12 protein-coding genes are annotated in these 12,737 nt (G+C 60.7%); 4 read left to right on the top strand and 8 right to left on the bottom strand.

Going from position 1 to position 12,737, the window contains the following annotated elements; all coding sequences use genetic code 11:
* Positions 1-5: 5 nt before the first annotated feature.
* Entirely contained in the window at positions 6-908 is a 903-nt protein-coding gene (locus MKZ87_RS27870) for a LysR family transcriptional regulator (RefSeq protein WP_085701044.1), read from the bottom strand.
* Between the two features lie 102 nt (positions 909-1,010).
* On the opposite strand from MKZ87_RS27870, the gene MKZ87_RS27865 reads away from it, so the two are divergent.
* The 4 genes from MKZ87_RS27865 (at position 1,011) to MKZ87_RS27850 (ending at position 4,440) form a co-directional block, all read left to right on the top strand.
* Complete coding sequence (locus tag MKZ87_RS27865; protein WP_085701045.1) at positions 1,011-1,343, top strand: DMT family transporter; 333 nt, start codon at positions 1,011-1,013, stop codon at positions 1,341-1,343.
* Between the two features lie 115 nt (positions 1,344-1,458).
* The gene (locus tag MKZ87_RS27860) at positions 1,459-2,634 is read left to right on the top strand and encodes an NAD(P)/FAD-dependent oxidoreductase (RefSeq protein ID WP_234206318.1); all 1,176 of its coding nucleotides are present in this window, start codon (positions 1,459-1,461) and stop codon (positions 2,632-2,634) included.
* Entirely contained in the window at positions 2,631-3,443 is an 813-nt protein-coding gene (locus MKZ87_RS27855) for an aldo/keto reductase (RefSeq protein ID WP_039766580.1), read from the top strand. Before MKZ87_RS27860 ends, MKZ87_RS27855 begins: the two co-directional genes overlap by 4 nt.
* Before the next feature lie 31 nt (positions 3,444-3,474).
* Entirely contained in the window at positions 3,475-4,440 is a 966-nt protein-coding gene (locus MKZ87_RS27850) for a metal ABC transporter ATPase (protein WP_085701048.1), read from the top strand.
* Between the two features lie 4 nt (positions 4,441-4,444).
* Here the strand turns inward: MKZ87_RS27850 and MKZ87_RS27845 are convergent, their stop codons facing one another.
* The 7 genes from MKZ87_RS27845 to msbA all read right to left on the bottom strand — a co-directional run bounded on the left by MKZ87_RS27845 (position 4,445) and on the right by msbA (position 12,652).
* Positions 4,445-5,245: a hypothetical protein gene (locus MKZ87_RS27845; RefSeq protein WP_085701049.1), complete on the bottom strand. Its 801-nt coding sequence runs from the start codon at positions 5,243-5,245 to the stop codon at positions 4,445-4,447.
* Between the two features lie 13 nt (positions 5,246-5,258).
* A complete protein-coding gene (locus MKZ87_RS27840; RefSeq protein ID WP_085705252.1) occupies positions 5,259-5,945 on the bottom strand; it encodes a hypothetical protein in 687 nt (228 codons plus the stop codon).
* Positions 5,946-6,920 (bottom strand): glycosyltransferase, encoded by a 975-nt coding sequence (locus MKZ87_RS27835; protein ID WP_085705254.1) that lies wholly within the window; start codon positions 6,918-6,920, stop codon positions 5,946-5,948.
* A 130-nt stretch (positions 6,921-7,050) separates the two neighbouring features.
* Positions 7,051-8,472 (bottom strand): bifunctional D-glycero-beta-D-manno-heptose-7-phosphate kinase/D-glycero-beta-D-manno-heptose 1-phosphate adenylyltransferase HldE, encoded by a 1,422-nt coding sequence (gene hldE, locus MKZ87_RS27830; RefSeq protein WP_085701052.1) that lies wholly within the window; start codon positions 8,470-8,472, stop codon positions 7,051-7,053.
* 64 nt (positions 8,473-8,536) lie between these two features.
* Positions 8,537-9,937, bottom strand: a complete 1,401-nt coding sequence (locus MKZ87_RS27825; RefSeq protein ID WP_085705256.1) for a PIG-L deacetylase family protein — start codon at positions 9,935-9,937, stop codon at positions 8,537-8,539.
* 4 nt (positions 9,938-9,941) lie between these two features.
* Positions 9,942-10,838 (bottom strand): GNAT family N-acetyltransferase, encoded by an 897-nt coding sequence (locus tag MKZ87_RS27820; RefSeq protein ID WP_085701054.1) that lies wholly within the window; start codon positions 10,836-10,838, stop codon positions 9,942-9,944.
* Positions 10,832-12,652, bottom strand: a complete 1,821-nt coding sequence (gene msbA / locus MKZ87_RS27815; protein ID WP_085705258.1) for a lipid A export permease/ATP-binding protein MsbA — start codon at positions 12,650-12,652, stop codon at positions 10,832-10,834. Before msbA ends, MKZ87_RS27820 begins: the two co-directional genes overlap by 7 nt.
* Positions 12,653-12,737 lie beyond the last annotated feature (85 nt).

The raw sequence follows: 12,737 nt of genomic DNA, 5'->3' as shown, positions 1-12,737 counted from the left end.
GGAGTTTATCGGCTTTTGCCGCCGATCGCCCGCAGGTGTATGGCAAATCGCTCCGCCAGCCAACGAGCTGCCGGCCCCAATGGTTCGTCACGGCGCCAGACCAGTTCCACCACCAGTGCCGGCGGCGTCCATTCGCTGTCCAGCTCCACCATCAGGCCCTGATACGCCGAGTACTGCACCACATGGCGCGGCAGCCAGGCCCAGCCAAGGTCGCGCACCAGCCATTCGGCCATCACGTAGAAACTGTCGGCGCGCCACACCTGTGGGCTGGCCGGTTCGCTGCCGGGGTAGACGCTGGTCTGGGTCGACATCAGCAGCTGCCGATGCTGGGCCAGTTGCTGGCAATTGACCCGGGACTGCGCGGCCAGCGGATGATTGACGCCGCAGACCGTGACCATCTCCACGCTGCCCAGCACCCGGCGCTCCAGCGCTTCGGGAATTTCGTCGTGATAGAACAGCAGCCCGAGATCGGCCCGGCGCTCCACCAGTTTGCGTGAAACCTCGCCCTGGGCGGCGCTGGTCAGTTGCACCTCCAGACTCGGGAACTGCTCGGCCAGCGCACCGAAACTTTCCACCAGCGCCTGATAGGGCATTGCCTCGTCCTGCGCCACCCGCAATTGCGCCTCCTGCCCGCGCATCATGGCCACGGCCCGGCCGTTCAGGCGTTCGCACTGACGCAGCACTTCGCGCGCCTCCTCCAGCAATGCCTCCCCCGCCTCGGTCAGACTCGGCTGACGACCGCTGCTACGCTCGAACAGGCTGACTCCGAGATCGTCCTCCAGCATCGCAATCGCGCTGCTGATCGCCGACTGTGCCTTGCGCTGCTGACGCGCCACAGCGGAAAACGAACGCTGCTCGGCCACCGCAACGAACACCCGCAACTGCTCCAGATTCCACTGCATGCTCATTGACCAACCCATCTTTTAAACAGATAGGTAATGACTTTACCCCATCTGGGGAGTCACTAGAATGCCGCCTCAGAAAGCAACGCTTCACATGAGGAATTGAACATGAACGCTTACGTCTACCTGGCCATCGCCATCTGTGCCGAAGTGATCGCGACCGTTTCGATGAAAGCCGTCAAAGGCTTCAGCACGCCACTGCCACTGGTGCTGGTCATCGTCGGCTACGCCATCGCGTTCTGGATGCTGACCCTGGTGGTACGCAGCGTACCGGTGGGCGTGGCCTACGCGGTGTGGGCCGGCATGGGCATCGTGATGGTCAGCGTCGCGGCGCTGTTCATCTATGGGCAGAAGCTGGATCTCCCGGCGATGCTCGGGATGGCGCTGATCGTGCTCGGCGTGGTGGTGATTCAGCTGTTCTCGAAAACCGCCGGCCATTGAAACACTGACGAGCATCAAGCCATAAGCTGCAAGCTCGACCGATTTACAGCTTCGGGTTGCAGCTTGCAGCTTGAAGCTTGAAACTTGCGACTTCTTCAAACCCTGAGGTCGTTGCATGCCATCTCCAATTTCCACCGACGTGCTGATTGTCGGCGCGGGTGTCGCCGGTCTCTGGCTGAACGCGCGCCTGCGTCGCCAGGGTTTCTCGACCGTGCTGGTGGAAAGCGCCAGCCTTGGTGGCGGACAGAGTGTGAAGTCCCAGGGCATCATCCACGGCGGCGCCAAATACGCGTTGCACGGGGCGCTCACCGGCGCCTCGGAAGCCATCGCCGACATGCCGCGTCGCTGGCGTGAAGCTCTGGCCGGCAACGGCGAACTGGATCTGACCGGCGTGCGCCTGCTGTCCGAAGCCCATTACCTGTGGTCGCCGGGCACCCTGGCCGGCAACCTCACCAGTTTCTTCGCCAGTAAAGCCGTGCGTGGCCGGGTCGATCAGGTCAAGGGCGATCAGCTGCCGCCGGCCCTGCAAGACAAACGCTTCAAGGGCAAGGTCTACCGCCTCGCCGAACTGGTGATCGATGTGCCGAGCCTGATCCAGCGTCTGGCCGACCTGTCCGGTGACGGTCTGCTGGCCGGACAAAACATCGAGCCGTTGCTGGAAAGCGGCGTGCTGGTTGGCCTGAAGGTCGACGGCCGTGAGATTCGTGCCCAGCGCATCGTCCTCAGCGCCGGTGCCGGTACAGCCGATCTGCTGACTGCTTTGGGCCTGACCCATCCGGCCATGCAACGCCGGCCGCTGCACATGATCATCGCCAAAGGCCCGGGCCTGAAGCCGCTGTATGCGCACTGCCTCGGTGGCGGCACCAAACCGCGCATCACCGTAACCACGCACCCGGCCGCCGACGGCCAGTGGGTCTGGTATCTGGGCGGCGACATTGCCGAATCCGAAGGCGTGGCCCGTGAACCGGCCGAACAAATCGCCACCGCCCAGAAAGAACTCGGTCAGCTATTGCCATGGATCGACCTGAGCACGGTGCAATGGGCCACCCTGCGCGTGGATCGCGCCGAACCGTTGCAAACCGGCCTGACCCGCCCGGACAACGCCTTCCTCGCTGAAGAAGGTCGCCTGCTGGTCGGCTGGCCGACCAAACTGGCCCTGGCGCCGGACTTTGCTGACCGGGTGATGGCATCGCTTCAACGCGACGGCATCCAGCCGAGCCATGCGACCCCGCTGCCAGAACTGCCAAAACCACCGATGGGCGTTCCCGCCTGGGAGCAACTGCTGCCATGAGCCTGCCGACCCTGCACGACCTGCATCGCCCGCTGGGCAGCACCGGCCTGCTGGTTTCGCCACTGGGCCTGGGCACCGTCAAACTCGGCCGCGACCAGGGCGTGAAATACCCCAACGGCTTCCAGATCCCCGATGACGACGCCGCGCGCATGCTGCTCAAGCAGGCGCGGGAACTGGGCATCAACCTGATCGACACCGCACCGGCCTATGGCCGCAGCGAAGAACGCCTCGGCCCACTGCTGCGTGGTGAGCGTCAGGACTGGGTGATTGTCAGCAAGGTCGGCGAAGAATTTGTCGACGGCCAATCGACCCACGATTTCAGCGCCGCTCACACCCGGATGTCGGTGGAGCGCAGCCTGCAACGTCTGGAAACGGATTTTATCGACCTGGTGCTGGTGCACTCCGACGGTAACGACCTGGCGATCCTCAACGACAGCGAAGTCTACGCAACCCTCGCGGCGCTGAAGGCCGAAGGCAAGATTCGCGGCTTCGGCTTCTCCGGCAAAACCGTCGACGGTGGCCTCAAGGCACTGGAGCAAGGCGACTGCGCAATGGTCACCTACAATCTGAACGAACAAAACGAGAAGGCGGTCATTGACTATGCTGCTGCCCACGGCAAAGCCATTCTGGTGAAAAAGGCGCTGGCCAGCGGTCATGTGTGCCTGAGTCCCGGTGTGGATCCGGTGCGCGCCAGCTTCGAGTTGCTGTTCGCCCAGCCCGGCGTGGCCAGTGCCATTGTCGGGACCATCAATCCGCTGCACCTCGCCCATAACGTTGCGACCGTTGCCCAGGTCCTTCGTGGTCACTGACGCCGCCTCGCGGCCTTAAGCAGGAGCCGACATGCCGCGTACGCTCATCAGAAAGAACCCGAGCAACTTCAAGACGCTGCCGCTGTTCGTCGAAGCCACGCCGGAAGGCCTGACCTATCAGAGCGTCGGCATGCCGCTGAATTTCACCCAGACCCTTCAGCGGCGTAAACCGGTCAACGTGGCTGACGCCGAGCGCTTTGCGCTGGAGCTGGCCAACCTTGGTGTTTCGGTGCGTCTGACCCTGCACTGGCAGAATCGCGATTACTGGGTGCTGGTGCGTCAGCGGCGGCAGGATCGCGGCGACGTCGTGCTCAAGTTGATTTCCGGTTACGTGCCAGCCCATGAACTGAATATTCCGCTGCACACGGCGATCCAGGAGATCGCCGAGGAATGCCTGCTGGAAACCCCGGAAGGCTGGCTCGGCGGGCGCTTCAACGACACCTGGCTGCCGGCGCCATACGCTTCGGCGCTGCATTATCGCGAGGCCCTGCCCTTTCGCCTGACGCCGCTGTCCGGTTCAGCCAGGCCGGTGCGCTGCGCCAATCTGCAATTGCTTGAACGGCCACGGGCTTACGTGCACTTGCCGACCGCGTCACTGCAATTGATCTACGACCTGCGGCTGGATGTACCCAAGGAAGCCAAGAGCCTCAGCCTGTTCCATGTCGATGAACGACTGGAAGGCGATCAACTGGTGGCCCGGCTGGACCGCAAGCGCCCCGATCTCTACCTGATGCCGCTCAAGGACGGCGCGCCCTTGGCCGAGTTGTATACCCTCAAGCGCGACAAACTCCTGCCGGCCGGCACCCGCGGGCTTTATCTGGCCGAAAGCTTTGCGACCCAGACGGGCTGGGTCGTGCGTGAAGAGCGGATTCGCTGGAAAGACTGGGTCGTGCAACAAGGCCTGCAACCGGCGAAGCCGCCTCGCGCGGGACTCAAGCAATTGAGTCTGAAGGCGCTGCGTCTGGTTGGCATCGGCAAGAAACGCGCGAGCAAATAGCCGACTAGCGCCGACGATCCATCCAGGTGCGCAAGGTCGCGAAGAAATGGAAATAGCGGTTTTCACGCTTGCCCATGCCGCGCTTGGGCGAAAACGACTCTTCGGCAAAAGCGCCGGTGATTCGCACCCGAGAGGCTTGGGTCGGTAGCGTGCAGACTTTGGCACCGGCCTGCTGTAGTGCGTACTTGAGCAAGCGCTCGGAGTGCAGCTTTCTTCCCGTGGCTTTGCAGAATTGGAAAATGCGCTCGATCCGCTTGCCATAGGCGACATAGGTATCGCGCCCGCAAATGGCAAAGCGGTCGTTCAACCCGCCCCACCACTGCCAGTCCGGAATGTAGGCAAAGTGCCTCCGGGCCTCTGAATGATTGAACACATAGGCGGGCAGCGGATTGTGGAAAAAATTGTCCGGGCGCACGAACACGACGAAATCGGGATTGAAGGTTTCGATCATGCTGGTCACTGTGTGCAGTGAATTGAGCTGATAGATCAGGTTGCGCAGCGACGCATAGTCATCGGCCCAAGTATCGCCCTGCGCTTTGACCTGCTCGAAATCCCAACGCTCCAGTACCCCGTCAGTCGAAGTCAGGGCCCCGATCATCGGCTCGAATGGCTGATAGTTGTCAGCCCTCAACTCGCCTTTTTCGCCTGAGCGGAAGTTCTGTACTTCATCGATTTTGTACAAATGATAGAAGCACTGTACGTCGCTGCCCGCCGGAAACTGCGCCAGAACGTTCTGTTCAATGGAAGGGAAGCAAATCTGCGAATTTCTCGGGATCCCGAAAAAAGCGACGGCAATTTTCAACACTCAACAGCACCTTCTATTTTTGGCAAAAGAGCTTCTGCCACCAGTGACGCGGCTGCAAAGGCACCACAATGACGTCCGACTGCTGCAGCCAGTCGCGCTCGTAATCCCAGGCATGCCCACCCCACAGTTTCCCCGCTTCGTTGGAAAACCCCAGGGTCATGAGCTGATAGGAATAACCGGCGTGACCGCGCAACCAGTCTAAAACCACCAGCGTATTGAAACCGGTAGATGGCCCAACGTAGCGCTTGCCGCCCGGACGGTCGACGGGATAGTTCCACAGAGCCGGCAGCGGGATACGATCCCAATACATGGCCACCCGTGGCAACGGACACATCGGTGCGGCGCAGCCGACCAGCATGGTGAAACAACGCTCGCCCGCATGCTCGAACAACCGTTGCACGTCCGGGCCGTAAGGCAGACCAAAAAAATAGGCGTCCGGCGCGTTATAGCCATGCACGAAGACGTTCAAGCTGTGGTCGTTGAGCAGCGGCGCCTTGATGCAGGTGTTGAAACTGACGACGACGTCATTGGCGCTGATATTCAGCGCCTGAAAATCCGCCGCCGTGATGGCCGGATTATTCGCGATCAGGATGACCCGGTGCGCGCGGCTCAGGCATTCGCGCAATGGCTCGGGCAACGCGTCCAACACCGACTGGTCACCGCCGGGGAGCGCATCCAGCGCCATATGTTCATCCTTCATTCAGACCGGCACCTTCATGCCGAAACGCAGTTTCACCCAGAACCGCGTGAATGCTGACGGCGGCTGCCATGGGCGCATCTCGCGCTGTATTTCAGTGGCGAGGGCCTGGCCGACACGGGCGAAGGAATAGCGACTTTCTGCAAAGGCCTGACCATTGCTGGCAATACGCTGCGACAGCTCCGGATCGCCCTGCAACAGCTTGATCTTTTCCACCGCCTCGTCTTCGCTGCGATAGAACACGGTGTTGTGCATGTCTTCGAAGCCAAGCAACTTGTCTTCTTCGCCCTGACTCCAGGCCAGCAGCACACAACCGCAGGCCATGGCTTCGTAGTTCTTGATCATGAACTCGTTCATGCCGATGTCGGCGCTGACGAAAATCTTGATGCGATTGAGCGTTTCCAGGTATTCGGAGCCGGAGCGGGTGCGGGTCACCAGCATACCGGTACGCTGCGCCAGCGATTCGAGCAGTGCCTTGCGCTGGGCGTACTCGGTACTTTTCAGGCTGCCGAGAAAACCGATGGGAATGTCGCGCTCGGACCCGGTGTTGCGCAGCATCTGCTCGTCGTAACCCTTGGAGACGAACACCGTGTCGATGCCTTCAGCGAGCATCTTGCGTGCGACCACCGCCCCGGAAACCAGCGCCCGGCAACTCGGCAGGCGCTTGTAGAGACGCGAATAAACGCCACGATATTTACTGGCGGGCATGTAGTTCTGGTAGGCATCGTGTTCGAGAAAGACCAGCCCGGGAATGCACTTGAGCACCCGCAGTTGCGAGACCAGGCGCTTGACCCTGGAGAAGATAACGACACGATCAAAGGTCTGGTAATCAACCGAGGCCAAAAAAGGCCCCAGGTTCATCTGTTGCTGTTTGCTGAGCCGATAGATGACACATTCATCACAGTTCTGCTGCACGATGTCGTAGAGCCGGTCGAGAATGACCCGCTGTTCGTTCATCACCAGGAGCATGACTTTCATAGGTTAAATGACCACACGATGCAGGCAGGCAAGCGCAGCGGATTCAAACCTGCCAACATCAACGGAAACGGTTAGATCCCCAAGGCAAAATCCGTTCACACGCAGTCCAAAACAATAAAGTTCCATCTGATCAACGACTGCGGATTTTTTCGACAATCGCGGTGGTTGAACTGTTTTCCACCAGTCCCAGCACTTTCACGGTGCCGCCATAAGCCGTCACGATGTCGGCGCCGACCACCTGGTCAATCCCGTAATCCCCGCCCTTGACCAGCACGTCCGGCTTGACCTCACGCAGCAGGTTTTCTGGCGTGCCTTCAGGGAAGCTGATGACCCAGTCCACCGCCCCAAGCCCCGCCAGCACAGCCATGCGCCGATCGACACTGTTGATCGGACGGCCAGGCCCCTTGAGGCGGCTGACCGAAGCATCGTCGTTGACCGCGACAATCAAACGATCGCCTTGAGCCCGCGCCTGCTCCAGGTAGGTCACATGACCTGCATGGAGGATGTCGAAGCAGCCATTGGTGAAAACGATTTTTTCGTTGTGTGCACGGGCATCGGCCACCGCCAGCAGCAGTTGCTCCAGACCCAGCACGCCGCGCTCGGAACCTTCCTCACGCTGAATGGCACGACGCAGCTCCGGAGCGCTGATCGCCGCCGTACCGAGCTTACCAACGACGATGCCCGCCGCCAGGTTGGCCAGCGCCACCGCGTGTGGCAGTTCCTCACCGGCAGCAATCGCCGCCGCAAGGGTGGAAATCACCGTGTCGCCGGCACCGGTCACGTCGAACACTTCACGGGCCCGCGCAGGCAAATGCAAAGCCGGATGATCCGGACGCAGCAGTGTCATGCCGTGCTCGCCACGGGTCACCAGCAATGCGCCGAGATCCAGGTCGTGCATCAGCTTCGCGCCCTTGGTCACCAGCTCGTGCTCATCGGCGCAACCGCCGACGATTGCTTCGAACTCGCTGAGGTTCGGGGTGATCAGGCTCGCGCCCCGGTAGATCGAGAAATCCTTGCCCTTCGGGTCGGCCAGCACCGGGATGCCTTTGGCACGGGCGGCCTGGATCAGCGCCTGATGGTTTCTCAGGGCGCCTTTGCCGTAGTCGGACAGCACCAGCACCTTGATGCCTTCAAGCAGGTCATCGACCTGCGCGCCGAGGGCCAGGGCGTCGGTGGCGAACGGTTCTTCGAAGTCGATACGCAGCAATTGCTGGTGCCGGCTCATGACCCGCAGCTTGACGATGGTCGGCTGGTGCGCGATGCGCTGGAACAAGGCTCGCACGCCCGCACCCTTGAGGCTGTTGCTCAGGCTGTCGGCGGCTTCGTCGTCACCGGTCACACCGACCAGCGACGCCGGCGCACCCAGCGCAGCAATGTTCAAGGCAACGTTGGCGGCACCGCCCGGGCGGTCTTCGATTTGCTCGACTTTAACGACAGGAACCGGCGCCTCAGGGGAAATCCGTGAGGTACCGCCATGCCAGTAACGGTCGAGCATGACATCGCCGACCACCAAGACAGGGGCTTGATCGAATCGCGGCATGGACAACTTCATGGAGCAACCCACATACAAAATGAACAGGGGCGCGATATTAACACAGGGTCAAGGGCCGTCCGCCTCAATCTGAAAGGTCGCGCACCCAGAACAACTCGTGGCGCCGCACAGCCTTGCGGAAAAACTCATTACTGCCAGTGACAGGCCAGCGACGCCCCGCCAGTCCCTGCTGGATCCAGCGGCGCAATTGCCGTTTGAACACTTGCCCGCCCTGCAAGTCGTGCTCCATGGCTAACGCCATGGCCTTATCCAGTTGCACGTCCGGCGACAGCACCGGACTCCACAAGCGGTTGGCCGGCAATGGTTCGATGGCTGGCGGCAGCGCGATCCCGCCACCGGCAGGGCCCATTGGCCAGCGGTCGTTGTCATGCAAATGATTGGCGTACAGCAACATCGTCGTCGGCTTCCAGCTACTCAGGCCAACGGCCTCAAGCAGCGCTTGAGTCGAGGCGACGTGATCGCTGTGTGGATCCAGCTCGGGATGCGGCGTGACGACGACCTCTGGACGGTAATGCTTCAGAAGCGCCGTCAGGTCTTCGACAAGGTTCTGCCAAGTTGGCTGCCCGTCAACATCGGCGGGCAAGGTCAGCGGATTGTGACGGCGCACAGTGCGCACATCGCCTTCCTGCGACTCGAGGGAACCGAAAGCCGTGGCCGGCTCAGCGGCCATCGCAGGCAATTGCAGGCAGTAATAACCCAGCTGCACGCAACGTTCGGCCGGCACGCCACCCCACAGAGGAATCACCAGACTGTCCCAACTGCGCAAACGCCCCTTCAACCGCGCTGCGGCGGCCTGATCAAGGCCCATACGCTGGAAATCTTCAGCTTCGATCTCGCCTTGGGTCAGGGTGACGATGCTGACGTCTTCACTACGGCTGTAAAGACCGAATGCCGCAAGCTCGGCATCGTCGGCATGAGGAGCGATGACCATAACGCGCTGGCGGCTGTAATCAGGGTTCGCCATGACCCAAAGCGTGCCCATGGTACCCGCCGTGCAATATCGTCCGCGCAGGGTCAGCACGCCCTGCGCCAAAGCATCTGCCTGCCCGGAAAGGTTTAGGTAACGCCGCCCTTTCACCCCGCGCTCGAAGTCCTGGCGATCATCCCCCACCGCAACGTAGGGATCGAGCCAGCGACCCAGCCAGCCAGCCTTCAATTCAAGTTCGAGAATGAGTGTCTCGCCCGGCGCCAACGGCTCGCTCAGACGCACCACACCGCCGTCCAGACTGACAGTCTGTCGCGCGGTGTCCGCAGGAAAGTCGTATTGGTAGTCGTCGGACGGCCGGTAAAACAAGTGATCGGCAAACCACGCTTCGTGGGCAACCCAGGCCAGTACCAGCAACAGCGGCACCAGCGACCAGCCGACCAGAAAGCCGACCAGAAACAGCGCAACCACGAAGGCGATGAGGAACAGACGCTTGCCGCGTCGGTGTGCCTTGAGAAGCTGTTGCTTGCGAGCGCTCATCAATTCAGACCTTGTAAACCGGCACCGTGTGGCACCAGCGATCCTTGTACTCACGGTCGGCACGACCGAATGAATAACGCAAAGGCTTACCCAGTGCCTGCGCGTCTGCCCAGGCCTGCTGGGTATTGACGAAACTCAACACGCTACCGGGGCTGAACTCGCGACTCTGCGGGTCGACGCCACCATTGATGTATTCCAGCGAGACCCATTGCGGCGCTTCGACGCGGTACAAAACCTGAATGGCCACGGGTGCCGATTCGAGCATGACCACGGAACCGGTCATGAACTCACGCAACAGAGTGAATACCTCAACGAGCCCGGCCCTGCCAGGTACTTCGAAGCCCCAGCGGCGTTCGAACAGATCACTGTAAGTCTGCGCCTGCTGCGCCGCAGTAAAGTCCGACATCGGCACCAGCGAACCACCCGCCTCTTCCAGCAGGCGCTGTTCGCGACGCTGGTTGTAGCGAAATTTCTTCGAATACTCTTCCGGCAACCGGGCCAGGGCCAAGCCCTCCGGCTGCACTTTCAAGGTACTGATCTGCTCGGCATTGAGCTGGGACACATAGGCCATGCGCTGGCGAACCGGCACGACGACATCCGGCGCGATCGGCAGAATGATTTCGGCATTACCCATGTCGAGCAATCCGCGTTTGCCCTCGCGCTTGAGCACTTCCTTGGACAAGGCCACATGACGGCCCCAGCAAGGAATCGCAGCTACTACCTCGTCGCCAACGACCCAGCCCAGATAACGCAGTTCGATGCCCACGAACATCGACAGCCGCTCGACCACCTCGGGATGCGTGGCAAAGCTGCCGCCGAAGCGCTGCCAGGCGCGGGCGTAAGCATCCTGGTCTATCTCCGTCCAGCCACGCTCACGAATGCTGCGAAACACCTTCAGCATACGTTGGTCGCGTGGGCTGGCTGGAGCTCGCCACCTTCTTCAAACTCCTTGGCATGCAGACGGGAGTAATAGCCGTTCTGCTCCAGCAGTTGCGCGTGGGTTCCGCGCTCGACGATCCGGCCTTCATCCATGACCAGAATCAGGTCGGCCTTCTCGATGGTGCTCAAGCGGTGAGCGATCACCAGGGTCGTGCGGTTTTGCACCACGTGATCCAGCGCCGCCTGAATATGCCGTTCCGACTCGGTATCGAGGGCAGACGTAGCCTCGTCGAGAATCAGCAGCGGCGCATCCTTGAGCAGCGCCCGGGCGATGGCAATGCGCTGGCGCTGGCCGCCAGACAGCAACACGCCGTTTTCACCGACCAGGGTTTCGTAACCTTCCGGCATCTTGATGATGAATTCATCGGCATAGGCCTCGGAGGCGGCCCGTTTGACCTCCTCGAACGGCGCACCCGCCAGGTCGCCATAAGCGATGTTGTTGGTCACCGTATCGTTGAACAGCGTGACCTGCTGGGTCACCAGCGCAATCTGGCGACGCAGACTGTGCAAGGTAAAGTCCTGCACACGGATGCCATCGAGCAGAATCTCGCCCTGTTCATGCTGATAGAAACGTGGAATAAGGCCGGCAAGCGTCGACTTGCCGCTGCCCGAACGCCCCACCAGCGCGACCATTTGCCCCGGTTCAACGACAAAACTGATGTCGTTGAGCACCTGCTTGTCGGTGTCCGGGTATTGGAAACTGAGGTTGCGCACTTCCAGACGCCCCTCAAGGCGATCCTGTTCGACCGTGCCCTCATCCACTTCAGCCGGTTCATCCAGTTGCTCGAAAATACTTTCGGCACCGGCTACGCCTTTCTGAATGGTCGAGCTGACTTCCGAGAGCTGGCGAATCGGTTTTGGCAACAAACCAGCCATGGTGATGTATGCCACCAGGTCCCCCGGTGAGGCATCGCCACGAAGGTACAGCACGAGGAACATGACCACGGCCATGGCGCTGTAAGTCACCAGTTGCAGCATCGGTGTGTAAACCGCGCCGGTCTTGGTCATTGTCAGTTGCTTGTCGGTGTTGCTCTGGCTGGCCTCGCGAAAGCGGGTCTTTTCATAGAGTTCGCCGCCGAAACTGCGCACAACGCGATAACCATGAATCGTCTCGGAGGCAACGTGCGTGACGTTGCCCATCGACACCTGGATCTTTTTGCTTTGCTTGCGGAATTTCTTGCTGGTGCTGTTCACCATGATGCCGATCACCGGCAGGATGGCCACCATCACCAGCGTAAGCTTCCAGTTCATCCACAACAGGGTGAAGAACAGGAAAATCACGGTCATGCCTTCGCGAATGACCACCTTGATCGCGTCCGTTGCCGCGCCGGTGACCATGGTCACGTTGAAGGTAATCCGGGAAATCAGATGGCCGGAGTTGTTCTTGTCAAAGAACCGGTTAGGCAACTCCAGCAGCTTGTTGAACAGCACCACCCGCAGGTCATGCACCAGTCCCAGGGAAACCCGGGCCAGGAAGAAGTTGCCAAGGTACGAACCCACGCCCTGTAACAGCGCGATGAGCACGATCATCAACGGCACGGTTTCGAGCAACTGCAATTTGCCCAGATAAGGGTTGCCTGGAAACAGACTGGCTTCAGGATTGGCCAGACCATCGACGAAATACTTGAGGATGTAAGCGAGCATCGGTTGAGTCGATGCGAAGATCAGAAACCCGACGATGCTGAGAAGAAAGAGGCCGGCATAAGGCCGCACGTAAGCCAAAAGGCGGAAATAGATCGCCAGCGTTGACTGGGCTTTCGGTTCAGGACTGCTCATGGTGATCCGCACAATTCAGTGAGGCGGGGATGATATCACACGCATTTTTACCCCGATAAACATGACTTCAAGCCAGCCCTTGATC

The sequence above is a fragment of the Pseudomonas sp. MCal1 genome (assembly GCF_026341415.1).
Lineage (GTDB): Bacteria > Pseudomonadota > Gammaproteobacteria > Pseudomonadales > Pseudomonadaceae > Aquipseudomonas.
The sequence above is the reverse complement of the archived record's forward strand: the minus strand, read 5'-3'. Positions and strand labels throughout refer to the sequence as shown.